The organism is Cupriavidus sp. PB-02 (genome assembly GCF_058252315.1).
In genome coordinates, this window is sequence record NZ_JBXPSX010000003.1 from 890044 (window position 1) to 912436 (window position 22393).

The 22393-nt window shown below is 60.1% G+C and carries 15 protein-coding genes and 7 pseudogenes; 12 read left to right on the forward strand and 10 right to left on the reverse strand.

The features are described 5' to 3' along the window. Window positions 1-17 precede the first annotated feature (17 nt). The 3 genes from AC10V3_RS38610 to AC10V3_RS38620 all read right to left on the reverse strand — a co-directional run bounded on the left by AC10V3_RS38610 (window position 18) and on the right by AC10V3_RS38620 (window position 2899). The gene (locus tag AC10V3_RS38610; RefSeq protein WP_490924334.1) at window positions 18-2090 is read right to left on the reverse strand and encodes a recombinase family protein; all 2073 of its coding nucleotides are present in this window, start codon (window positions 2088-2090) and stop codon (window positions 18-20) included. A gap of 136 nt (window positions 2091-2226) precedes the next feature. Then, on the reverse strand, window positions 2227-2559 hold the full coding sequence (locus AC10V3_RS38615; RefSeq protein WP_349609875.1) for a DUF6788 family protein: 333 nt from the start codon (window positions 2557-2559) through the stop codon (window positions 2227-2229). A gap of 52 nt (window positions 2560-2611) precedes the next feature. Beyond that, a complete protein-coding gene (locus AC10V3_RS38620; protein WP_035828052.1) occupies window positions 2612-2899 on the reverse strand; it encodes a DUF5372 family protein in 288 nt (95 codons plus the stop codon). 29 nt (window positions 2900-2928) lie between these two features. Here AC10V3_RS38620 and AC10V3_RS38625 point away from each other — a divergent pair. The 3 genes and pseudogenes from AC10V3_RS38625 to AC10V3_RS38635 form a co-directional block, all read left to right on the forward strand. Beyond that, window positions 2929-4161 (forward strand): annotated as a pseudogene (locus AC10V3_RS38625) (reverse transcriptase domain-containing protein); the annotation flags it as partial. A gap of 83 nt (window positions 4162-4244) precedes the next feature. Continuing rightward, a pseudogene (locus AC10V3_RS38630) lies at window positions 4245-4862 on the forward strand (transposase); the annotation flags it as partial. 1370 nt (window positions 4863-6232) lie between these two features. Beyond that, window positions 6233-6547, forward strand: coding sequence for a GNAT family N-acetyltransferase (locus AC10V3_RS38635; RefSeq protein WP_490924683.1), 315 nt, complete (start codon window positions 6233-6235; stop codon window positions 6545-6547). 182 nt (window positions 6548-6729) lie between these two features. On the opposite strand, the gene AC10V3_RS38640 is transcribed toward AC10V3_RS38635, so the two are convergent. Beyond that, window positions 6730-7857, reverse strand: a complete 1128-nt coding sequence (locus AC10V3_RS38640; protein ID WP_022540133.1) for an IS630 family transposase — start codon at window positions 7855-7857, stop codon at window positions 6730-6732. A gap of 48 nt (window positions 7858-7905) precedes the next feature. Between AC10V3_RS38640 and AC10V3_RS38645 the strand changes: the two genes are divergently transcribed. Next, the gene (locus AC10V3_RS38645; protein ID WP_022540044.1) at window positions 7906-8220 is read left to right on the forward strand and encodes a LexA family protein; all 315 of its coding nucleotides are present in this window, start codon (window positions 7906-7908) and stop codon (window positions 8218-8220) included. Window positions 8221-8980: 760 nt separating this feature from the next. Here the strand turns inward: AC10V3_RS38645 and AC10V3_RS38650 are convergent. Continuing rightward, a complete protein-coding gene (locus AC10V3_RS38650; RefSeq protein WP_454751913.1) occupies window positions 8981-10111 on the reverse strand; it encodes an IS110 family RNA-guided transposase in 1131 nt (376 codons plus the stop codon). A 282-nt stretch (window positions 10112-10393) separates the two neighbouring features. Here AC10V3_RS38650 and tnpB point away from each other — a divergent pair, with 282 nt between their 5' ends. Both tnpB and tnpC read left to right on the forward strand, forming a co-directional pair. Then, window positions 10394-10699, forward strand: coding sequence for an IS66 family insertion sequence element accessory protein TnpB (gene tnpB / locus AC10V3_RS38655; RefSeq protein WP_490924340.1), 306 nt, complete (start codon window positions 10394-10396; stop codon window positions 10697-10699). Between the two features lie 57 nt (window positions 10700-10756). Then, window positions 10757-11776 (forward strand): annotated as a pseudogene (gene tnpC / locus AC10V3_RS38660) (IS66 family transposase); the annotation flags it as partial. 927 nt (window positions 11777-12703) lie between these two features. On the opposite strand, the gene AC10V3_RS38665 reads toward tnpC, so the two are convergent. Further along, window positions 12704-13896, reverse strand: a protein-coding gene (locus AC10V3_RS38665) for an IS3 family transposase (RefSeq protein WP_490923304.1) whose coding sequence is annotated in 2 segments (ribosomal slippage) — window positions 12704-13632 and window positions 13632-13896 — 1194 coding nt in all. Because the reading frame shifts where the segments join, the coding sequence is not laid out codon by codon here. A 124-nt stretch (window positions 13897-14020) separates the two neighbouring features. On the opposite strand from AC10V3_RS38665, the gene AC10V3_RS38670 reads away from it, so the two are divergent. The 3 genes and pseudogenes from AC10V3_RS38670 to AC10V3_RS38680 form a co-directional block, all read left to right on the forward strand. Then, window positions 14021-14581, forward strand: coding sequence for a tyrosine-type recombinase/integrase (locus tag AC10V3_RS38670; protein ID WP_490923303.1), 561 nt, complete (start codon window positions 14021-14023; stop codon window positions 14579-14581). Next, entirely contained in the window at window positions 14578-15594 is a 1017-nt protein-coding gene (locus AC10V3_RS38675) for a tyrosine-type recombinase/integrase (RefSeq protein WP_490923301.1), read from the forward strand. Before AC10V3_RS38670 ends, AC10V3_RS38675 begins: the two co-directional genes overlap by 4 nt. A 121-nt stretch (window positions 15595-15715) precedes the next feature. Further along, a pseudogene (locus tag AC10V3_RS38680) lies at window positions 15716-16051 on the forward strand (IS66 family transposase); the annotation flags it as partial. Window positions 16052-16175: 124 nt separating this feature from the next. Here AC10V3_RS38680 and AC10V3_RS38685 read toward each other — a convergent pair. The 3 genes and pseudogenes from AC10V3_RS38685 to AC10V3_RS38695 form a co-directional block, all read right to left on the reverse strand. Next, a complete protein-coding gene (locus AC10V3_RS38685; RefSeq protein WP_490924341.1) occupies window positions 16176-17171 on the reverse strand; it encodes a tyrosine-type recombinase/integrase in 996 nt (331 codons plus the stop codon). Window positions 17172-17201: 30 nt separating this feature from the next. Further along, window positions 17202-17819, reverse strand: a pseudogene (locus AC10V3_RS38690) (transposase); the annotation flags it as partial. Window positions 17820-17902: 83 nt separating this feature from the next. After that, a pseudogene (locus tag AC10V3_RS38695) lies at window positions 17903-19135 on the reverse strand (reverse transcriptase domain-containing protein); the annotation flags it as partial. 29 nt (window positions 19136-19164) lie between these two features. Here AC10V3_RS38695 and AC10V3_RS38700 point away from each other — a divergent pair. The 3 genes from AC10V3_RS38700 (at window position 19165) to AC10V3_RS38710 (ending at window position 22046) form a co-directional block, all read left to right on the forward strand. After that, a complete protein-coding gene (locus AC10V3_RS38700) occupies window positions 19165-19452 on the forward strand; it encodes a DUF5372 family protein (RefSeq protein WP_035828052.1) in 288 nt (95 codons plus the stop codon). A gap of 52 nt (window positions 19453-19504) precedes the next feature. Continuing rightward, on the forward strand, window positions 19505-19837 hold the full coding sequence (locus tag AC10V3_RS38705; protein WP_349609875.1) for a DUF6788 family protein: 333 nt from the start codon (window positions 19505-19507) through the stop codon (window positions 19835-19837). 136 nt (window positions 19838-19973) lie between these two features. Continuing rightward, window positions 19974-22046 (forward strand): recombinase family protein, encoded by a 2073-nt coding sequence (locus tag AC10V3_RS38710; RefSeq protein WP_490924334.1) that lies wholly within the window; start codon window positions 19974-19976, stop codon window positions 22044-22046. A 17-nt stretch (window positions 22047-22063) separates the two neighbouring features. Here the strand turns inward: AC10V3_RS38710 and AC10V3_RS38715 are convergent. Beyond that, window positions 22064-22366 (reverse strand): annotated as a pseudogene (locus tag AC10V3_RS38715) (group II intron reverse transcriptase/maturase); the annotation flags it as partial. Window positions 22367-22393: the final 27 nt, after the last annotated feature.

Here is a 22393-nt window from a genome sequence, read left to right on the forward strand (position 1 = left end):
ATCTCATAATGCACCTCTCACAGTTGAGTGTGGGAATGTTGCCCCCGAAGATGCCCTGAAGTGCGCACCCAGTCCCGCAGTTGCTGTTCCTTGACGGGATCCAGCGTGATCCACCATGGGCCCCGCCCGTCGAGCTTACGAGCGTGGACCACCTGGCGCTCAATCCAGTAATACACGACGTGTGGACTGATGCCTAGTCGGTGAGCGAGTTGCTGGACCGTGAGTTCGTCGGGCCGCATGAAGTTGGTCGCCGCAATCCCGTACCGGTAGCGGATCCATTTGACCATGGAGAGCGTGAACGATTTGCCAGTTGGGCTGCGCAGGCCTTCCTGATTAAGGTGCGCAACGATTTGTGGCTCGGACAAATGTTGCGACAGTTTGCGCACGTGCTCGACGGTTGCAGTGGGATAGCGCACCGCGTCGGCGACCGGCTTGGGCAAAGTCACGGTGGTGTCGGTACATTTGCCTCCCTGCCAACGCACGTGTAGGACCACCTGTCTGGTTGCGGGCAGTTTCTCGACCGTAATGTCCCGGATGAGCAGTCGCAGCATGCGCTTGCGATCCTTCGCCGGGGTCGCCGGAGCACGCCAGAGGCGCGGCAGATTGTGCGCCAGTGCGAGGATCTGGGCCTTCTGTTCGGGTGTGGCAACGCGCGCCTTCTGGCTCTGGAACTGGGCGGCTTCCGTCTTGATCGCTTCGAGGCGAAGCATCGCGTCATTCCAGCGCCGCTCGAGGGTGCCCGTGACCAGACGGTTGGCGGGATCGCATTCCTGATAGCGACGCTCGGCAAGAGCGACTTCATACTCGGCGCGTTCGATGCGCATATGCCACTGACGCATGATGGCGTGATCCCGCTGCTCGAGTTCGTTCAGGGCGGTCACGGCGAGTTCGAATTCGGCTGGCCGCAGGGCCGCGAGCATTGCTTCGCCGATCGCGTTGTCGAGCAGGTCGCTGCGCACGCTCATGCAATCTCTGGTCGCTAAACCCTGGCGGCGCTGCGCATTGCACAAGTACATTGGGTAGATGCCACCGTTACCCTGGTAGCGCACGGTCAGCGCCCGACCGCAGCAGCCACATAGCAGCAGCCCCTGAAGCAGCGCCAATCCTTCACGCGCCGCACCGCTGAGCACGGTACCTTCGCCGTTGGTTCGGTTGCGCGCCAGGCGTGCCTGGTTGCGCTCGAATTGCTCCGGGGTGATATACCCTTCGTGATGGTCGGGCAGATGGACACGCCAGTCCGCCTTGGGTACCGGCTGCACGCGCTTTTGGACCTCTCCCTGTGGCGTGATGCGTTGCCGGTACTGGTACCGTCCAAAGACATAAATGCCCGCATACGAAGGATTCTTGATCAGGCCGATCACGCGCTCATGGCTCAGGCGCCCCCAGATGAGCCGGCCCGCCCAAGCGCCGCCATAGGCGCGCTTGGGAAAGCGCAAGCCACCTTCGGCAAAGCGCTTGACGACCGCGTATGCGCTGCCGGTCTCTCGAAAGAGATGAAACACCAACTGCACGGCGCCGCGTACCTCGTCATCGGGGTCCAGGACGATGCGGCCGTCGTCGTCATAGCACAAGCCGACTGGCAGTGGAAAGCGCAACTCACCCTTCTGCGCCTTGTTGAGCTTGCCGCCTTGGAGGCGCCCGCGCAAAAAGTGCAATTCGGCCTGTGCCATCGTGCCTTTGAGGCCCAGCAGCAGGCCGTCGTTGAAGTCGCCCGGGTCGTAGCACCCATCGGCGTCGACGACCAAGGTACCGGTGAGCGCGCACAACTCGAGCAGGCGATGCCAGTCCAGATTCGAGCGCGCCAGGCGCGAGACCTCCAGCGCAAACACGGCGCCCACGTGCCCCATCGAGACATCCGCCACCAGCGTCTTGAAATCCTCGCGGCCCGTCATCTGCGCGCCTGACTGACCGAGGTCCCGATCCAGGATCCGGATCGACGTTTGTGGCCAGCCCAATGCCAGCGCCTTGTCGCGCAACGCATACTGGCGCTCCGTGCTCTCCTGATGGTGTCGCACTTGGGCCAGCGTCGATTGGCGGATATAGATGTACGCCGGCTTGCTCTGATGTTGGGGGGTGATCTTGGTGTTCATCGACGGCCTCCTCGGTCAACTCCAGCGCGGGCTCTGCGGTGAGCCAGGCTTCGAGCATGTTGGCGATGAGTACGCCGGCCGATTGCAGGTCGATGGAGTCGGTGAGCGACAGCGGCGACTGGCTCACCGACGCCCCTTATAGCGCCTCGCGGCGGCGTAATAGTTCGCGATTGATCTCGCAGATCTCCTCGATGATCTCGCGGACACGGTGATAGCTCGCCAGGCGTTCGGTGACGTCGGCGAAATCGGCTTGTGGCACGTAGTCCATTTGTGGTCGGCGCCCGGGAAAACTCACCGACAAGTAGTACTTGGGGCCATGACCTGGGCCATCGGCGCACTTGCAGCCAGGCTTGCCACAGCGCTTGTAGCGTTCGATGAGCGAGCCCCGCAAGAGCGTGTCCAACGCCGGCATTTGCTTGAGCAATTGCGCGCGACGCCTGCGTAATGTTGACGACGGAATATCTTCCATTGGCGGACCACGTTAAAAACTGGTCTGATAGTAGGGCAATGAAATGCATTGATCAAGCTCCTTTGGTTGATGACTTCTTGGAGGACGAAGCGGCAAGCTGATCGATCAACGCGATCAGCTCCAGCAGCATGCCCAGATCGAAGCGAGACACAGGGATCTCGCAATCGTCTTCGACAGCAGGCGCGCCCCAGTCGGTCCATTCGCGGGCAATGCTGAAGCTGCCGCGCTCGACATGACCCAGCAGCAATGTGTCGACGCCCGCCACCCGGCGCGTCTTCAGGACCGGATAACGCTGGCCCCGGAGCGGATGAAACGGATGGCGGATCTCAGCCCATCCCAAATGCTCGTTGAGCGCTTGTGCAGTTCGCGCTGACCGTCCCGAGCCTGCGGGATCGGATCGTGCAACGGGCAATGTTGATGGCGATGGAGCCGATATGGGAGAGCGATTTCCACCCGGCTTCATATGGCTTTAGGCCTGCCCGTAGCGTACATCACGCGATTCGCGCGGTGAAGCTCCAACTACAAGACGGCGGTGAACAAAGTACTGCGGGACGTTGGGTTATCGAGGGCGACCTCGCCAGCTACTTTGATACGGTTCATCATCGCCTACTCATGAAGGGGATTCGCAAGCGAATCGCCGATCAGCGCTTTCTTGACCTGCTCTGGAAGTTCATCAAAGCGGGCTGTGTTGATCGCGAACTGTTTCGTGCAGCAAGCGAAGGCGTTCCTCAGGGCGGTGTCATCTCGCCCCTCTTATCCAACATCATGTTGCACGAATTCGATGCGTGGATGGAGCGGAACTACCTGAGCAAGAAAGTGCGGAAGGATCGGTGGGCGTGGAACTTCGCAATTCTTAAACAGCGGCCTATTGCTGTTCGAGAAGATCGGCAGTGGAAACCAGCGGTATCCTATTGTCGGTACGCGGATGACTTTGTGATCGTGGTCAAGGGGACGCGTGAACATGCTGAGACAGTACGTGAAGCATGCCGTGGGTTCCTCGAAGGCGAGCTGAAGCTAACGCTGAATATGGAGAAGACCCATATCACGCATGTGAACGACGGCTTTGTCTTCCTCGGTCACCGGATCATTCGCAAGCGTGGGCCACGCGGCCGCATGCGGCCTGTGACGACCATACCGTGGGAGAAGTATCGAGGCTTTGCCGGGAGGCTCGTCAAGCAACTTTCGGGCAACTACGGCATGAACCGGATGGACCTGATGGAAAGCCTGAATCGGCAGATCGCTGGCTGGGCTGCCTTCTATCAATACACCGACTACACGGCTACCATGTTCACTAAGCTAGACCGAACAGTCTTCTGGAAACTCGGACACTGGCTCGCGCGCAAGTATCGGCGTGGGTTCAGGTCGCTGATGCGCGACTATATCCGAGCGCCGGAGCCGGGACAGGCTACAACATGGGTGTTACAAGGCCAGAACAGTCGAGGGTGGTATGGGGTGGTGGCGCTTCGGCGCCTGGTTACCAGCCGCAAAGGTCGTTTTACCTGGCGTACCCCGACGGAAAATCCGTACATCCTGCGCGATGAGACACGCCGTACCATCGAGTCGCGCTACCCCGTTGTCGCCTTTGCTATGAGCAACACTTGAACGGAGAGCCGGATGCGCTGAGAGGTGCAAGTCCGGTTCGGGGAGGAGAGACAGGGAAATAGTCCGACTACGCCCTGTCTCTTACTCCACTGCCAGCGGAAATCAAGGGCCAGTATTACTACTGGTACATGATGCTGGACGTGTTCAGCCGCAAGATCGTCGGTCACGAAGTGCATCGGGCGGAATCGGCGGAGTTGGCGGCGTTGCTCATGCGGCGAGCCAGTTTGGCCGAAGGTCTGGCTGGACGTCCTCTGGTTCTGCACTCGGATAACGGCAGTCCAATGAAGGGTGCGACGATGCTGGCCACCCTGGAAAACCTGGGGGTGGTCGCTTCGTTCAGCCGGCCGCGCGTGAGCAATGACAACCCCTACGCGGAGTCGCTGTTCCGGACCTGCAAATACCGGCCGGACTACCCGCGCCAGGCATTCGGCAGCGTGGACGAGGCACGCGCATGGACGCAGCGATTCGTGCGTTGGTACAACCACGAGCACAAGCATAGTGGACTGAAATTCGTGACACCGGCGCAGCGCCATAGCGGTATATCCGCAGCGGTGCTGGCTCAACGAGAAGCGATCTATGCAGAGGCGAAGGCCAGAACGCCAGAGCGTTGGTCCGGGCCGACGCGGAACTGGAGTTTGGCGGACGAAGTCTGGCTCAATCCGGAGCGGATTGCGCCGGCAGAACTAAAGCAGGTTGCGTGAGGTGACGTGACAACTACGTTGACAACCGCCGGAAATGCCCGTCAACAATGGACTCGACGCGAATATCGCTGGGAAGGGCGCGATTATCAGTGCATCCAATTGATAAGACAATCGGGGAAACACTAAGGCGGCAGTGGCCACAGGTGCCCCAGGGACTGAACGCGCTGTCATCACGACGTAACAAGAGGAAAGGCCGGCGGGCCGCTGAACCAGGGTCGCTGCTGGCGCAGTCGAGCGTCGTGCAACGTCTCGCTGGGAGCTGTACTAAAACAGGTTGAACGCTGCGATGAGCACCGACATGCGAGAATTTCACCCTCGGCACCGTTTCCTAGCTACCAGCGCGGCCCTTCCCCGCTTTGGGGGTAATCCGTTTTGGATGACGAAAACGGCAAGATGGCAAAGATCACCCTCATTTTTCCGGAGCAAATATGACCCAGTCGTTACTTTGCGTCCGCCACATCGTCGAGGCCATCCTTTCCGAATACGCCATAGGGCTCATACCGTAACTTGTTTCAACCACGTAACCTTGTCAGTACAGCCCGCCGGTGGGGACAGCGGGGGAAGGAAGTGAATTTGGTTCAAAAATCAGGGCGCCAAAAATTGCCTCCTCTTGGCTGCTGGACGCTCTTTCTCACTTCCGATCGGATGGCGGCGGGCTGTTTCTTTCACCCTAGCATTGTCATGTCATCGTGATCCCTGCCTTAGTCATCGAAGGTAAGGATGCCATGCCGGCCGATTCCCCACGGCGACGCCTGGCGAGCCAAGGATGCTTGAAACCGTCATTCGGTAAGACGCTGTTTGTGGCTTCCGATGGGCGGGACCAGCGCCGGTGGTGATGGTGCCCAGCCATCGTCGTGACAAACTACGCCTCAAATCCAGAAGGGCAGCTAAACGTGTTGGATCGCGCGGCCACTGCTTTCGGACGAGTGCGGTAAGCACAACGTTATCGTCCCCTATCGCGTCCAGGTAACGTCGGTCTCACGTTCTGCAAGGCCCCGCGCGCTCGGGGCGACTGGTTGTAACTGCGGGAGTCAAAGTCGCTGCGGTCGCACCTGGGTGAGTACAGAATGCAAGAGAATGACAAAGCACTGCAACTAAAAATCCATCACACTGTGAGTCAACACCCCACGGACGGGTGATGACATTCAAAACAACTTCGATGCATATTGTCGGGCTTTGGAGGAAGCTGCTTTCAGAGGTGGTCGCTAACACCCGTGCAGCGCAGCAAAAAAGGGTCAACAATGATAAGAGATATCCGACTACGGGCTGCTGGGTCAGCGGAGTCAGAGGCCATCTCGCGAGTCCTGCAGACTTGCGGCTTGCCTTATGACGAAATAGAACACCCGTCCAGCCTATTTCATATCGCCACCATGGGCGGAAAGGTGGTCGGCTGTGCCTACGGAGAACAGCATGGTCGCACCTTCGCCATTCACGCGGTGGCTGTCCTTCCGGAGTGCCGCGGGCACCGTGTTGCAACCTATCTGGTCAGCACACTCCTGATGCGCGCACGGGCCCATGGCTGCATAAAGGCAACAGTCCTCAACCCCGAGCAACCTGGCTTTTTTGCCCGATGCGGCTTCACCTTAACTCCTGCAGACAGCGTGACGCATGAGCTGCACTTATCCAGAGAGACGCTCCGACGCTTCGGCATAAGGACTCACTATATGTGCCGTCACCTCGATTAGGCCCTCGGCGAACCATACCTCTTCAGAACAAGGCTTCGAGCACTGGAGGTGATATATGGACCGTGGCATTCGGCAACACGGCCGTAGTCGATGCCGGCCTTCCGGAATTGTCCGTCGACATTGCTGGTGTTGATTCTTTGGCCAAGATGGAGCGCGCATACGCTAGTACCACTGCACAGAGGTTATGACGGTTTGTCAGAGGTCGGTACTGGGTAGGCTTTGGCCAATTTCTCCCGTGCCGTTTCGGTAGAGAACATCCAGTTGATGCGAGCGCCGCTGACGTTTCGCAGTTGCTCCCAAGCCGCGACCTCGGTGATCAGCCGATCGCGGCAGTCGATGCGGCGATCCAGGCACTGGCTTCGCAGCACGCCGATTTCGATCTCGACCATGTTGAGCCAACTGGCGTGCTTGGGGGTGTAGTGGAATTCGATCCGCTGCAGGATGCGGCGTGCCTCTGCTGGTGGCAGGGCTTGGTAGAGCGCAGCCGGCGTGTGGGTCGACAGATTGTCCAGCACGACCCGGATGCGCGGTGCCTGGGGGTAGTGGATATCGACCAGGTCGCGCATGCACTGGGCGAAGTCATCTGCCGTTCTCCGTTCAGTGACTTTGACCTTGCGCCAGCTACGGTGCGCATCGAGGAAGACGAACAGATTAGCGGTGCCGTTGCGCTTGTATTCGCAGTCGTAGCGCAAAGGTTTACCCGGCTCGGCCGGAATCGGTTGGCGTACCTCGCCGATGAGCTGGGTCGGGCTTTCATCGAAGCACACCACCGGGTGTTGCGGGTCCGGGGTTTCGGCATACAGGTCGAGCACGTCTTCCATGCGTGCAACGTACTCCGCGTCGATCTTGGGAATGCACCACATGTCCTTGCGCCAGGGCTTCAGATCGTTCTCGGCCAGGCGCCGGCGTACCGTCTCGCGCGATAGCTCTTCGTGCTCGGTCAGTTTGACGAGCGTGTCGGCGAGCAATTCCAGCGTCCAGCGCGCACGTCCCGGTGGCGGGTTGGTGCAGGCGGTGGCAATCAGCAGGGCCTCCTCCTTGCCGCTGAGCTTGCGCTGCGCCCCGGGTCGAGGCTGTTCGTTCAGCGCCGCTTCCAGACCCATCTCCACGAAGCGGCGCTTGGTGCGGTACACCGTGGATTCGCCAACCGCCACGGTGGCTGCAATGCTCGCGTCATCCTGGCCTGCATGCGCTGCAAGGAGGATTTGCGCTCGCTTGAGCTTGCGTGCCGCATGCTTGCCGCCGCTTAGCATGGCAGCAAGCGCCTCACGCTCGGATTGGTCGAGCTCGACTCGATAGCGTAAATTCATTCGGATGGCCTCCTTCTGGGGGGCCTCCTTCGACTGCGGGGGTTCCGAATGAATCAGAAATCGCTTCCATTGTCTGGCGAGCGCTCAGCCTGTCCGAGCTTCACCGACAAGCAAGGTCAGTATCTCGCCTTCATATGGGCCTACAGCTTGATAAACGGCCGCTCTCCGGCCGAGCGCGACATGCAGCGCTTTTTCGCCGTCACGGCTCCTTCCGTCCATCAAATGGTGCTCAACCTCGAACGCAATGGATTGATCCGCCGCCAAGCAGGCATCGCTCGCACCATCGAACTGCTCGTTGACCACAACTGCTTGCCTGTCTTACAACCCAGCCAAACTGTCATAACCTCTGTGCAGCGGTACTAGTTCGTGTCCACAGTTTTCAGCCGACCCGAGCATAAACCAGTGTGACTGCAGCCCGAAGCGGCACGAGGGTCAGTGGAAAAGACTCCATGAGCAGCGCATGACTTATTCACAGAATCTGTGGATAAGCTCACGCTCGCGGTCGGCTTAGCCGCTACCAGGGCTGTTTGCACTGGCTTGCCTAGGAAATAGGCCCCTGACCAAGATAAAGGCTTGTGCGCTGCAGAGCATAAACCTTTATCTTGGTCGCAGGCCTTCAAGGGATGAAAACCGCTGGGGCCGTTCCGCAAGGCCTTCTATTTCGAGTGCCCAGCCATTTCCGGCCGGGACAACGCGAACGATTCGTGTACGCATTTATCTCCCACCAAAAAAAAGCGCCCGCTGCGTGTAGCGGGCTGCTGCGAAAGCCGAATGAGCCAAGGGTTCATTCGTAAGCGCGAAATTAAGCGCACCTAGCTGATATGACTCCCCCATGTCAATCGAGATTTGGTTTGATTTAGTTTCACAGTTGCATGTTGTTCCCCCCCCAATTTCCTGAGGGCGACGTAGCAGTAAGTCTCGACGGTGGATCATGCTGATATCCGCGGGTTGGTTACCGCATTACAGAGGTCCGCCCAATGAGCCTGCCGCTATCTTTTGCCGCAAGTCGGATGAAATCCGTTGCCTAGCTAGGTCGCGGGTTGCTCGTGTGCCGGGCTACGCCGCCTTCAGGAAACTGGTCTCATAGTAGTGACAGATAGACTGATTCCGGGGGGGGGGTGGGTTACGCTGCCTGGGCCGCGTTCGGTACGGCAAGCGACATCGCGAGCTGGCTGATGTCCCAGATGAACCCGCTCAGTTCGCGAGCCACTGCAACCACCGCAATGTTCGGGTTCTTGCCGCGCGCGGCAAGTCTCCGATAGCGCCGGCACAGTCGAAGCTGGGCGTCCCAGGAGCGGTCAACGATGGCCTTCGGGATGCCTTCGTGCCGGCGCTGAATCTCGGGGCTCACACGTGGCGGGTGCCGGTAACTCCAGGCGGCTTCGATTAGCAGTTTTCTTGCATAGCTATTGCCGTTCTTGGTGATGCTGCCCTGTCGCCGCTTCTCACCGGACGAGTGTTCGGCAGGCGTCACGCCGAGCCAAGCCATCAGTTGGCGCGGATGGACAAAGCGCGAGAGATCGCCCAACTCGGCGAGCATGCCTATCGCCGTGGTGAACTGCACGCCGCGCATGGCCTGCAAGCCGAGTACAGCCGGATAGAAGCGCCAGTTGACCACGGCTTCGCGCAAGGCCGCTTCGAGACGGCTGCATTGCACGAGCCGATCCTCGATGGCACGTCGATATTCATCAAAGGCAAGTTGTTGCCAAACGGCGTCGAACGCAAAGGAACTGATCCAGCGCCGGTGCGCTGGTCCCCAGTCAGCTCTGCCGCTGTAGCGGACACCGTGCGAGAGCAGAAAGGCCTTCAGGCGTTGCCGGGCGCGCTTCAGATCGTCTTTGGCGCTGACCCACGCGCGTGACAGATCCCGGAATGCTTCGTCCTCCACGCTGGGCACATACACCGGCGAGAGGTCGCCAGCGCGTAGCGATCGCACGAGCTTGACCGCATCGCGCCGATCGGTCTTGACGCGCTCACCAGGCTTCTTCGGGATCAGCGAGGGCGCGCACACCATGCAGTCGAATCCCTTCCCTGCAAGCTGCCGGTAAAGGCCATAGCCACAAGGGCCTGCCTCGTAGACGATGCGGATGCGGCGCGCTTTGGACTGCAAGCGCTTGCACAGGCGATCAATATCGGTCTTCGAGGTACCGATCTTGCCAAGCAGCTCGACCTCACCCATGCCGATTGCATAGGCGACCGTGATCGAGTCCTTATGGACATCCAACCCGACATACAAAGTGCTATCGTGTTCCATGCTGGCCTCCGCGCTGGAAATCGCCGGGTGTGGCACTGTCCACACCATGCGGCTCTGGCAGTCATGCTAACCCGCGTTTGATTCCTCGCGGCGGGCCAGCCTCTTGCTTCACCAGGGGGAGTCATACTGACTTTTGCGGCTGAGAGTGGGCAGGCTTGCGTCCGCAACCACTATTTGCGGACGCAAGCATGATCGAAGCCGAATGTGAAGTTCCGCGCGTTGGGAGCGCGTTGATGTTCCGGCTCGACGCTGACCTGCGGGTCTACCTGCAACCGCAACGCGGTGGATTTCCGCCTCGGGATCAATGGGTTGGTTGCCCTGGTCGAGCAGTCGATGCAGCTTGATCCGTTTGCCAGCGCCGTCTACGCCTTTCATAACCGTCGGCGCAACCGCATCAAACTGTTACTGTGGGACCGAAACGGGTTCTGGATGCTTTTGAAGCGATTGGAGGAAGACCGTTTTGTGTGGCCGCGGCGTGAGCACGCGGTGATCGAGCTCACGACCGAGCAGTTGCACTGGCTACTGGACGGTATCGACGTAGACGCCGTGAAGCGGCACCCGTCGCGCAAATATCAGCACACGGCTTGATGGTCGTTCGGTGTGACGTATACCCGATTGAGCGGTGGCTGCACTATCGTGTTCAGCATGAACGAACACGACCTCTCGCAATTGCCGCCGGTCGCCCAGGCCTATATCCGCGAACTCGAAGCGCAGGCAGCTGCCAACGCTCAGCACATTGCCGAGTTGAACGATCGCATCAAGCTCCTTGAGGAACAGTTCCGGCTTGCGCAATCCAAACGCTTCGCGCCAAGCAGCGAGAAGATCAAGGACCGCGTGTTCGACGAAGCCGAACAAATGGCCGCTCCGGAGCCGGCCAACGACGATGAGGATGAAGCGCTCGCGCCGCCGGACACGGGGCTGCCAGAGCCCGATAAGCCCGCAGGCCGCAAACGTGGCCGCAAGCCGCTGCCGGCGGAGTTGCCGCGCCAGCGCATCGAGTATGACCTGACCGAAGACCAGAAGATCTGCCCGTGCTGCCAGGGCTCGATGCACCGCTTGGGCGAGGAAGTCAGCGAGCAGTTGCACATCGAAGCAAAGGTCTCCGTACTGCAGCACGTCCGCTTCAAATACGCGTGTCGGCACTGCGAGCGCAATGCCGAACGCACGCCGGTGGTGACCGCGCCGATGCCAGCGCAACCACTGCCGGGCAGCAACGCAAGCCCGGCAATGCTGGCGACGGTGACCATCGGCAAGTACGTTGACGGCACGCCGCTGTATCGCATGGAAGATGCGCTCGGGCGCGCTGGCATTGAAGTTGGCCGTGGCACGCTGGCCAACTGGATCATCCGGCCTGCCGAGTTGCATTACAGCCGGCTGTATGAGGCGCTGCGCCGCACGCTGCTATCGCAGCCACTGATCCATGCGGACGAGACAACGGTGCAGGTGCTCAAGGAGCAGGGCAAGGCCGCGCAGAGCAAATCATATATGTGGGTCTACCGCAGCGCGGAGGACTGCGGGGAACCCGTGGTGCTGTTCGATTACCAGCCAGGGCGCGGACAGGAGTACCCGCAGGCGTTTCTCGCCGGCTACGAGGGCATGCTGATGACCGACGGCTACAGCGCGTGGCGCACGCTTGAGGGCGTGACCCACTTCGGCTGCCTGGCGCAGTATCCCGAGTACGGTTTTATGTGGGGTGAGCGCCGTTCGGGCGCCAACGGACGAGTTTGAAGGGCCAAGCGACTCGGCATATTATCTGTCTGGACGCTATGCGTGTACGGCGTCTGGGCGGTGAACATGCAGATCCCACTGCGAACGGAATCAAGTGCCGAGAGCTACGTCGCGAATCGCGAATGGCTGATCGCACGTCTGGACCGTTGTCCGTTGCATCCCTCTGGCGGTTGCTCGTTTGCTCGCCATGGCACCTATCGGCGCGCGGCACCATCAGGGATGCGCATTGCTAGGTGGTACTGTCCTCAGGGACACCGAACTTTCAGTCTCCTGCCTGACTTTCTCGCCGCAAGGCTGCCTGGGCTGCTTGCCTCGATCGACGCTGCAGTCGCAAGCTTGCCGCGTATGCACAGCATGGAGGCGGCTGCCGATGCTCTACGACGGGACGACGTGAGTTTGCCTGCCGCTGTACGTTGGTTGCGCCGCAGGGTACGCGCGGTTGACGCGGCACTGCATGCGGTAGCTTCCCTGCGACTGCCAACGCCGGGTGTACCGCAAAGGGGCTGCATGCCCGGCGAAGCCAGCCCGTACTGGACGCTACTGGAATTGAGGCATGCTCTCCCAGCACAGATGCTCAGCGAACTACCGGCCCCGCTGGGTTTTCTGAGATTGCAGCGAAGCGCATGGATCCGTCGTGCGCTTGACCAACAAGACACGGGGCCTGACGGCAAGCACGAGACGATTTACGCTGCAGCGGTCAACTGTGAGCAAACATTATGCAGCTCGATCCGAGCGATACACGCCGATCCAGACCGTCCCCGACGACGAGCGAGATCATCCATGTGTGGCGTGACGACCGCTCCGTAAAGGACGGCAGTGCCTACGTGATGTTGCCCCTGTTTGGTGTAGCTCTTAGCTCCCGAGTTATGCGGCCTTTTTACGCTGTGCCGCGTGCCAGCGTTGCTCGTACTGCATGGGGCTGAGGTAACCCAGCGTAGAATGCAGCCGCCGGTGATTATAGAAGGCTATCCAGTCGAGCACCGCGTCCATGGCCTCCCGCCGGGTGGCGAACTTTCTTCCGTGCAAACTTGCAGTCTTGAGCCGTCCCCAGAAGCTCTCGGTCGGCGCGTTATCCCAGCAATTCCCCTTTCGGCTCATGGACGAGCGCATGCCCCAGTCGCGCATGGTGCGCTGGAACTCGTGGCTGCAATACTGGCTGCCACGGTCACTGTGGAAGATCATCCCCTGACCCGGGCGGCGCCGGAACCAGGCCATCCGCAAGGCGTCCTGGACCAGGCTGGTCTGCATGTGTGGCGCCATGCTCCAGCCCACCACCTGGCGGCTGAACAAGTCAATGACGGCGGCCAGGTACAACCACCCCTCATCGGTGGCGATATAGGTGATGTCTCCACTCCAGAGCTGATTCGGGGCCTCAGGGGTGAACCTGCGCTGCACCAGGTCGGCGGCCACCGGCAAGTTGTGTTTGCTGTCAGTGGTGACAACAAACTTACGCTTGGTGCGCGCGCGTAGGCCATGCCGCTGCATCAGGCGACGCACCCGCTCCTTGCCCACCCTGACACCGCGCGCGAGCAGCTCCTTATGCATGCGCGGCCAACCGTATTCCTGCTTGACCTCGGCATGGATGGCGCGCAGGTGGGCCAGCACGGCCTCGTCACTCTGGCGTTCACCGGAGCCGGGGTTGGTTGATTGCCGTTGGCGCCAAGCGAAATACCCGCTGGCGCTCACGCCTAGCACCTCGCACGAGATACTCACTGGCCAGTGCTTTCTCACTTGGTAAATCCAGGCATACCTTGCAACACGTCCTGCGCAAAGTATGCCGCGGCTTTTTTTGCGATATCGCGCTCCATTCTCAGGCGCGCATTCTCCGCCCGCAGCCGAGCCAGCTCCATCTGCTCAGGCGTGACGGTCACCGGCTTGCCAGTCGTCCCTGCCGCCAGTTCTCCCTTTTCACTCTGACGCATCCAAGCCCCAAGGCTACCCTTGGGAATGCCGAGAACCTTGGCCGTGACCGCAATCGATTGGCCAGCCCTCACTTGGCGAACCGCCTCCAACTTGTATTCCTGCGTGTATTTCGCTCGCGTTTGCTTGCCTGACATCTCTTAGCTCCTTGCTCGTATTTGAACATAGGGCTAAGAACTCCACTCTTCGGGGGCAAGATCAGAAGTGCTTCGGCTCCTGCATGCAGCGAGCAGCCATCGCGGTCGCTGGATCTGGGGGCCAATGTTTCGCGCATTGATGCTGGTGCTTTACTGCACTGGCCTGCGACTGGGAGAAGCGGTCCACCTGCAAATGGAGGACGTAGATCTCCGCCGCAACACGTTCCTGGTGTCGCACAGTAAAGGGCGATCCCGCATCGTGGCATTTCGACCGGATCTGGCCAAGGAACTGCATCAATACCTGGAGGCACGTCGACAACTCCTTCGGAATTGTCGCGCCCAGGATCCGCAAGCGTTGTTCATTCGTCTGGATGGCACACCACTTACGGTGAAGTCCGCATCCGAGGCAATTCGGCGGTTGCTTCGGCAATTGGCGATCAAACCACCTGCCGGCAGGATCGGACCGAGACCGTACGAATTCCGCCATGCCTTCGCGGTGCATCGGCTCACGGCATGGGCATCTGCCGGAATGGATGTCCACGCAAAGCTACCCTGGCTATCGGCCTATCTGGGTCACCAGGACGTGCTCGGTACAGAGGTCTACCTGAAGGCGACCCCACAACTGCTGGATCTCGCCAGCAGACAGCTCGAGAATCATCTGCGCCATGCGCATACTCCAGAATGAAGAATGCACCGTCCGCAGCCTTGTTCATTCGGGTTGAGTCGTTCTTTGCCGATTACCTGCAACGCGCGCGCGGTGCTAGCATCCATACGGTGCGCGCCTATCGCGACGCCTTGAAGCTTTTCTTTGAGTTCGTCGCGACGAACAAGGGGTGCAGCGTTTCGGCTATTGATCTTGGTGACATGAATGCTGCAACGGTTTCCCGTTTCCTACTTCATCTCGAGACGGACCGTTCAAACTCGGTGGCAACGCGCAACTGTCGACGTACCGCTATTCGAAGCTTCTTCAAGCACCTGCTGCGCACAGACATCGTCCACTCGCAACAGTATGCCGGAGCGCTCGCAATTCCGGCAAAGAAGGCACGACATCAGCCGGCGACCTATCTGGAAGCTGACGAGGTCCGTGCGATTCTCGCAACGCCCAACACAAAGACGATTCGTGGGCATCGCGACTACGCATTACTTCTGTTTCTCTACAATACCGGCGCGCGTGTCAGTGAAGCGGCTGGTCTTTGTTGGAACGACCTGCAACTAGCCTCTCCACGGCAGGTCCGGCTCCACGGTAAAGGTCGAAAGGATCGACTCCTGCCGTTGTGGCGTGAGACTGCCGATGCGCTTCGCCGGCTAGGAACGATCAACCATCCGGACACACAGCCTCATGTTTTTCTCAATCGCCATGGAGAGGCGCTAAGTCGTGACGGGATTGCCTACATTCTGCGCCGGCACGTGCAAGCCGCGGCTCAGCAACTGCCGGCGCTCGCTCATAAGCGGGTCACGCCACATGTACTGAGGCACAGTTGTGCTGTCGGATTGCTGCAATCGGGTAACGCCTTGCCGGTGATTCGCGACTATCTTGGTCATGCAAGCATTGCGACAACCGGACGCTACATCGAGACAAACCTTCAGATGAAGCGCGATGCCCTGGAAACGTTCTGGCGGCATGCTGGGATCGAGCCTGCTCGTGCGAGATCATGGAAACCGAAACCCGACCTTCTCGCGTTTCTGAGTTCGCTGTGAGCGATAAGATTTATGTGGTGACGCGGGAGCATCCGAAGTCCACGTACAAAGCGTCGACCGATCGATGCTCAGCATAAAACCGTACTCGGGATACTGCGCAGTATCTGGAGCTCCAGATACTGCGCATGCGAGACGCGCGTTTGTCGATGCGCTCAAGGGGCAGAAGAAGCTTGGCGGGCACGCCGCGCAGGCGCTCGAATACTTCAAGGCCCTCTACCAGGTCGAGGCGCTCGCCAAGGCTGAGTTGCCCGAAGGACAATCGCGCGCTGACTACACGTATCGGCTGCGCCAGCAGCATAGCGTACCGCTCCTGACGGCGTTCAAGGCGTGGCTGGACGAGCAGGCCCCGCGGGTGTTGCCAGAGAGCCTGCTGGGCAAGGCGATCGTCTACACGCGGAATCAGTGGGAATACTTGAGCCGCTATGTTGTCGATGGGCGTGCGCCCGTGGACAACAACTGGTGTCATGCCGCTAGCGGCATGAATGACGTTATGCCGACTCCCGGATTATGCCGCGTCATGAAGAGGACGGCACAACAGTTGGGCGGATCCTTGTTTCGAATGGCTTGAATTGTCGGCATTATTAGAGACCCTCCAGGAAGGCGAGCAAGGCATCGGGAGGTTTGTAACGCGTCGGCGCGACGCCGCTCGCATTGGCGTGCGCCAGTGCGCGTTCCTTGAGCCGCATGTCGGCGTGCAAGTAGATCTGGGTCGTCTCCGATGATTCGTGCCCGAGCCAGAGCGCGATCACGGTCAGGTCTACGCCGTGATGCAACAGGCTCATCGCGGCCGCGTGCCGAAGCGTGTGGGGTGTTACTGATTTTTTCTTCAGCGAGGGGCACGAGCGGCACGCGATTGCGACGTTGCGCGACACAAGCCGCTGAAGGGCATCGGCGCTAAGACGGCCACCGCGCGAACTCGGGAAGACCGGATCATCGGGTTCGCCAGGTTGATACCGTAGCCATTCTTTCAGCACCGCGATGACGTCCGGTCGCAGCGGAGTGCATCGCATCTTTCTGCCTTTGCCGAGGCAACGGACGTGGGCGCCTGTGCCGAGCACGACATCCTGACGCCTGAGAGAGGTCAATTCGCTGTTGCGCAGACCCGTTTGAACCGCTACCAGAAGCAGCGTTCGATCGCGGTTGCCGATCCATGTTCGTACATCGGGTGCCGCTACCAGAGCTGCGGCCTCGCCCTCGGTGAGAAACTCAACGGGTCCGTGTTCACAGCGTTTGGATGGAATTGCAAGGATGCGCTGACACTGCAGGAACAGCGCGGGCTCGCTGATCGCAACGAACCGGAAGAAGGCATGCACAGCAGCGAGGCGCGTGTTACGTGTCCGCACTGAATTGCCCCTGTCTTGTTCAAGGTGCTGAAGGAATTTCTCGATCAACGACACGTCGAAGTCTTCGATCTGCAGTTTTGACGGCGCGCGCCCGACATGCTTCGTGGCGAACGCCAGTAGCAACCGGAACGTGTCGCGGTAACTCGCGACCGTATGCGAACTCAAACCTTGCTGCTCGAGCAGGCGCTGGGTAAAGAAGCGCTGGACGAGGGATGGAAGGCGGGCGGCGCTCACGGCGGTTGTCAACGTAGTTGTCACGTCACCTCACGCAACCTGCTTTAGTTCTGCCGGCGCAATCCGCTCCGGATTGAGCCAGACTTCGTCCGCCAAACTCCAGTTCCGCGTCGGCCCGGACCAACGCTCTGGCGTTCTGGCCTTCGCCTCTGCATAGATCGCTTCTCGTTGAGCCAGCACCGCTGCGGATATACCGCTATGGCGCTGCGCCGGTGTCACGAATTTCAGTCCACTATGCTTGTGCTCGTGGTTGTACCAACGCACGAATCGCTGCGTCCATGCGCGTGCCTCGTCCACGCTGCCGAATGCCTGGCGCGGGTAGTCCGGCCGGTATTTGCAGGTCCGGAACAGCGACTCCGCGTAGGGGTTGTCATTGCTCACGCGCGGCCGGCTGAACGAAGCGACCACCCCCAGGTTTTCCAGGGTGGCCAGCATCGTCGCACCCTTCATTGGACTGCCGTTATCCGAGTGCAGAACCAGAGGACGTCCAGCCAGACCTTCGGCCAAACTGGCTCGCCGCATGAGCAACGCCGCCAACTCCGCCGATTCCGCCCGATGCACTTCGTGACCGACGATCTTGCGGCTGAACACGTCCAGCATCATGTACCAGTAGTAATACTGGCCCTTGATTTCCGCTGGCAGTGGAGTAAGAGACAGGGCGTAGTCGGACTATTTCCCTGTCTCTCCTCCCCGAACCGGACTTGCACCTCTCAGCGCATCCGGCTCTCCGTTCAAGTGTTGCTCATAGCAAAGGCGACAACGGGGTAGCGCGACTCGATGGTACGGCGTGTCTCATCGCGCAGGATGTACGGATTTTCCGTCGGGGTACGCCAGGTAAAACGACCTTTGCGGCTGGTAACCAGGCGCCGAAGCGCCACCACCCCATACCACCCTCGACTGTTCTGGCCTTGTAACACCCATGTTGTAGCCTGTCCCGGCTCCGGCGCTCGGATATAGTCGCGCATCAGCGACCTGAACCCACGCCGATACTTGCGCGCGAGCCAGTGTCCGAGTTTCCAGAAGACTGTTCGGTCTAGCTTAGTGAACATGGTAGCCGTGTAGTCGGTGTATTGATAGAAGGCAGCCCAGCCAGCGATCTGCCGATTCAGGCTTTCCATCAGGTCCATCCGGTTCATGCCGTAGTTGCCCGAAAGTTGCTTGACGAGCCTCCCGGCAAAGCCTCGATACTTCTCCCACGGTATGGTCGTCACAGGCCGCATGCGGCCGCGTGGCCCACGCTTGCGAATGATCCGGTGACCGAGGAAGACAAAGCCGTCGTTCACATGCGTGATATGGGTCTTCTCCATATTCAGCGTTAGCTTCAGCTCGCCTTCGAGGAACCCACGGCATGCTTCACGTACTGTCTCAGCATGTTCACGCGTCCCCTTGACCACGATCACAAAGTCATCCGCGTACCGACAATAGGATACCGCTGGTTTCCACTGCCGATCTTCTCGAACAGCAATAGGCCGCTGTTTAAGAATTGCGAAGTTCCACGCCCACCGATCCTTCCGCACTTTCTTGCTCAGGTAGTTCCGCTCCATCCACGCATCGAATTCGTGCAACATGATGTTGGATAAGAGGGGCGAGATGACACCGCCCTGAGGAACGCCTTCGCTTGCTGCACGAAACAGTTCGCGATCAACACAGCCCGCTTTGATGAACTTCCAGAGCAGGTCAAGAAAGCGCTGATCGGCGATTCGCTTGCGAATCCCCTTCATGAGTAGGCGATGATGAACCGTATCAAAGTAGCTGGCGAGGTCGCCCTCGATAACCCAACGTCCCGCAGTACTTTGTTCACCGCCGTCTTGTAGTTGGAGCTTCACCGCGCGAATCGCGTGATGTACGCTACGGGCAGGCCTAAAGCCATATGAAGCCGGGTGGAAATCGCTCTCCCATATCGGCTCCATCGCCATCAACATTGCCCGTTGCACGATCCGATCCCGCAGGCTCGGGACGGTCAGCGCGAACTGCACAAGCGCTCAACGAGCATTTGGGATGGGCTGAGATCCGCCATCCGTTTCATCCGCTCCGGGGCCAGCGTTATCCGGTCCTGAAGACGCGCCGGGTGGCGGGCGTCGACACATTGCTGCTGGGTCATGTCGAGCGCGGCAGCTTCAGCATTGCCCGCGAATGGACCGACTGGGGCGCGCCTGCTGTCGAAGACGATTGCGAGATCCCTGTGTCTCGCTTCGATCTGGGCATGCTGCTGGAGCTGATCGCGTTGATCGATCAGCTTGCCGCTTCGTCCTCCAAGAAGTCATCAACCAAAGGAGCTTGATCAATGCATTTCATTGCCCTACTATCAGACCAGTTTTTAACGTGGTCCGCCAATGGAAGATATTCCGTCGTCAACATTACGCAGGCGTCGCGCGCAATTGCTCAAGCAAATGCCGGCGTTGGACACGCTCTTGCGGGGCTCGCTCATCGAACGCTACAAGCGCTGTGGCAAGCCTGGCTGCAAGTGCGCCGATGGCCCAGGTCATGGCCCCAAGTACTACTTGTCGGTGAGTTTTCCCGGGCGCCGACCACAAATGGACTACGTGCCACAAGCCGATTTCGCCGACGTCACCGAACGCCTGGCGAGCTATCACCGTGTCCGCGAGATCATCGAGGAGATCTGCGAGATCAATCGCGAACTATTACGCCGCCGCGAGGCGCTATAAGGGGCGTCGGTGAGCCAGTCGCCGCTGTCGCTCACCGACTCCATCGACCTGCAATCGGCCGGCGTACTCATCGCCAACATGCTCGAAGCCTGGCTCACCGCAGAGCCCGCGCTGGAGTTGACCGAGGAGGCCGTCGATGAACACCAAGATCACCCCCCAACATCAGAGCAAGCCGGCGTACATCTATATCCGCCAATCGACGCTGGCCCAAGTGCGACACCATCAGGAGAGCACGGAGCGCCAGTATGCGTTGCGCGACAAGGCGCTGGCATTGGGCTGGCCACAAACGTCGATCCGGATCCTGGATCGGGACCTCGGTCAGTCAGGCGCGCAGATGACGGGCCGCGAGGATTTCAAGACGCTGGTGGCGGATGTCTCGATGGGGCACGTGGGCGCCGTGTTTGCGCTGGAGGTCTCGCGCCTGGCGCGCTCGAATCTGGACTGGCATCGCCTGCTCGAGTTGTGCGCGCTCACCGGTACCTTGGTCGTCGACGCCGATGGGTGCTACGACCCGGGCGACTTCAACGACGGCCTGCTGCTGGGCCTCAAAGGCACGATGGCACAGGCCGAATTGCACTTTTTGCGCGGGCGCCTCCAAGGCGGCAAGCTCAACAAGGCGCAGAAGGGTGAGTTGCGCTTTCCACTGCCAGTCGGCTTGTGCTATGACGACGACGGCCGCATCGTCCTGGACCCCGATGACGAGGTACGCGGCGCCGTGCAGTTGGTGTTTCATCTCTTTCGAGAGACCGGCAGCGCATACGCGGTCGTCAAGCGCTTTGCCGAAGGTGGCTTGCGCTTTCCCAAGCGCGCCTATGGCGGCGCTTGGGCGGGCCGGCTCATCTGGGGGCGCCTGAGCCATGAGCGCGTGATCGGCCTGATCAAGAATCCTTCGTATGCGGGCATTTATGTCTTTGGACGGTACCAGTACCGGCAACGCATCACGCCACAGGGAGAGGTCCAAAAGCGCGTGCAGCCGGTACCCAAGGCGGACTGGCGTGTCCATCTGCCCGACCATCACGAAGGGTATATCACCCCGGAGCAATTCGAGCGCAACCAGGCACGCCTGGCGCGCAACCGAACCAACGGCGAAGGTACCGTGCTCAGCGGTGCGGCGCGTGAAGGATTGGCGCTGCTTCAGGGGCTGCTGCTATGTGGCTGCTGCGGTCGGGCGCTGACCGTGCGCTACCAGGGTAACGGTGGCATCTACCCAATGTACTTGTGCAATGCGCAGCGCCGCCAGGGTTTAGCGACCAGAGATTGCATGAGCGTGCGCAGCGACCTGCTCGACAACGCGATCGGCGAAGCAATGCTCGCGGCCCTGCGGCCAGCCGAATTCGAACTCGCCGTGACCGCCCTGAACGAACTCGAGCAGCGGGATCACGCCATCATGCGTCAGTGGCATATGCGCATCGAACGCGCCGAGTATGAAGTCGCTCTTGCCGAGCGTCGCTATCAGGAATGCGATCCCGCCAACCGTCTGGTCACGGGCACCCTCGAGCGGCGCTGGAATGACGCGATGCTTCGCCTCGAAGCGATCAAGACGGAAGCCGCCCAGTTCCAGAGCCAGAAGGCGCGCGTTGCCACACCCGAACAGAAGGCCCAGATCCTCGCACTGGCGCACAATCTGCCGCGCCTCTGGCGTGCTCCGGCGACCCCGGCGAAGGATCGCAAGCGCATGCTGCGACTGCTCATCCGGGACATTACGGTCGAGAAACTGCCCGCAACCAGACAGGTGGTCCTACACGTGCGTTGGCAGGGAGGCAAATGTACCGACACCACCGTGACTTTGCCCAAGCCGGTCGCCGACGCGGTGCGCTATCCCACTGCAACCGTCGAGCACGTGCGCAAACTGTCGCAACATTTGTCCGAGCCACAAATCGTTGCGCACCTTAATCAGGAAGGCCTGCGCAGCCCAACTGGCAAATCGTTCACGCTCTCCATGGTCAAATGGATCCGCTACCGGTACGGGATTGCGGCGACCAACTTCATGCGGCCCGACGAACTCACGGTCCAGCAACTCGCTCACCGACTAGGCATCAGTCCACACGTCGTGTATTACTGGATTGAGCGCCAGGTGGTCCACGCTCGTAAGCTCGACGGGCGGGGCCCATGGTGGATCACGCTGGATCCCGTCAAGGAACAGCAACTGCGGGACTGGGTGCGCACTTCAGGGCATCTTCGGGGGCAACATTCCCACACTCAACTGTGAGAGGTGCATTATGAGATCACCGTCGGTATGCCGAGCGGCCTGAGCTTGCCGTTCGCTTTCGGTATGTACACGCGTCGCGCAGGCAACGGACTATATGAACCCGTCAGCAACTCGTCGCGTATCGTCGCCAGTTCATGCTGGAGATTCGCTTCCATCATGCACTTGTTGACCCCGTCCACGCCCGGCGTGCCGGCTCCACTGGAGGCCAGTGTAATGCGAGCCGCTTCGCTCAGCCAATCCCGATTGGCAATCAGCCTCAGGAGTCGATCGAACTTGCGTTCTTTGTTCTCCGTCGACCATGTCGCCAGTTTGCTTTGCATTTCACTGATTATCAAAGGTCTTCACCT

What these genes read in the sequence shown, in the direction of transcription:
- AC10V3_RS38610 (WP_490924334.1), bottom strand. Translation starts at nt 2,090, where the DNA reads ATGAACACCAAGATCACCCCCCAACATCAGAGCAAGCCGGCGTACATC.
- AC10V3_RS38615 (WP_349609875.1), bottom strand. Translation starts at nt 2,559, where the DNA reads ATGGAAGATATTCCGTCGTCAACATTACGCAGGCGTCGCGCGCAATTG.
- AC10V3_RS38635 (WP_490924683.1), top strand. Translation starts at nt 6,233, where the DNA reads ATGGGCGGAAAGGTGGTCGGCTGTGCCTACGGAGAACAGCATGGTCGC.
- AC10V3_RS38640 (WP_022540133.1), bottom strand. Translation starts at nt 7,857, where the DNA reads ATGAATTTACGCTATCGAGTCGAGCTCGACCAATCCGAGCGTGAGGCG.
- AC10V3_RS38645 (WP_022540044.1), top strand. Translation starts at nt 7,906, where the DNA reads ATGAATCAGAAATCGCTTCCATTGTCTGGCGAGCGCTCAGCCTGTCCG.
- AC10V3_RS38650 (WP_454751913.1), bottom strand. Translation starts at nt 10,111, where the DNA reads ATGGAACACGATAGCACTTTGTATGTCGGGTTGGATGTCCATAAGGAC.
- AC10V3_RS38670 (WP_490923303.1), top strand. Translation starts at nt 14,021, where the DNA reads ATGTTTCGCGCATTGATGCTGGTGCTTTACTGCACTGGCCTGCGACTG.
- AC10V3_RS38675 (WP_490923301.1), top strand. Translation starts at nt 14,578, where the DNA reads ATGAAGAATGCACCGTCCGCAGCCTTGTTCATTCGGGTTGAGTCGTTC.
- AC10V3_RS38705 (WP_349609875.1), top strand. Translation starts at nt 19,505, where the DNA reads ATGGAAGATATTCCGTCGTCAACATTACGCAGGCGTCGCGCGCAATTG.
- AC10V3_RS38710 (WP_490924334.1), top strand. Translation starts at nt 19,974, where the DNA reads ATGAACACCAAGATCACCCCCCAACATCAGAGCAAGCCGGCGTACATC.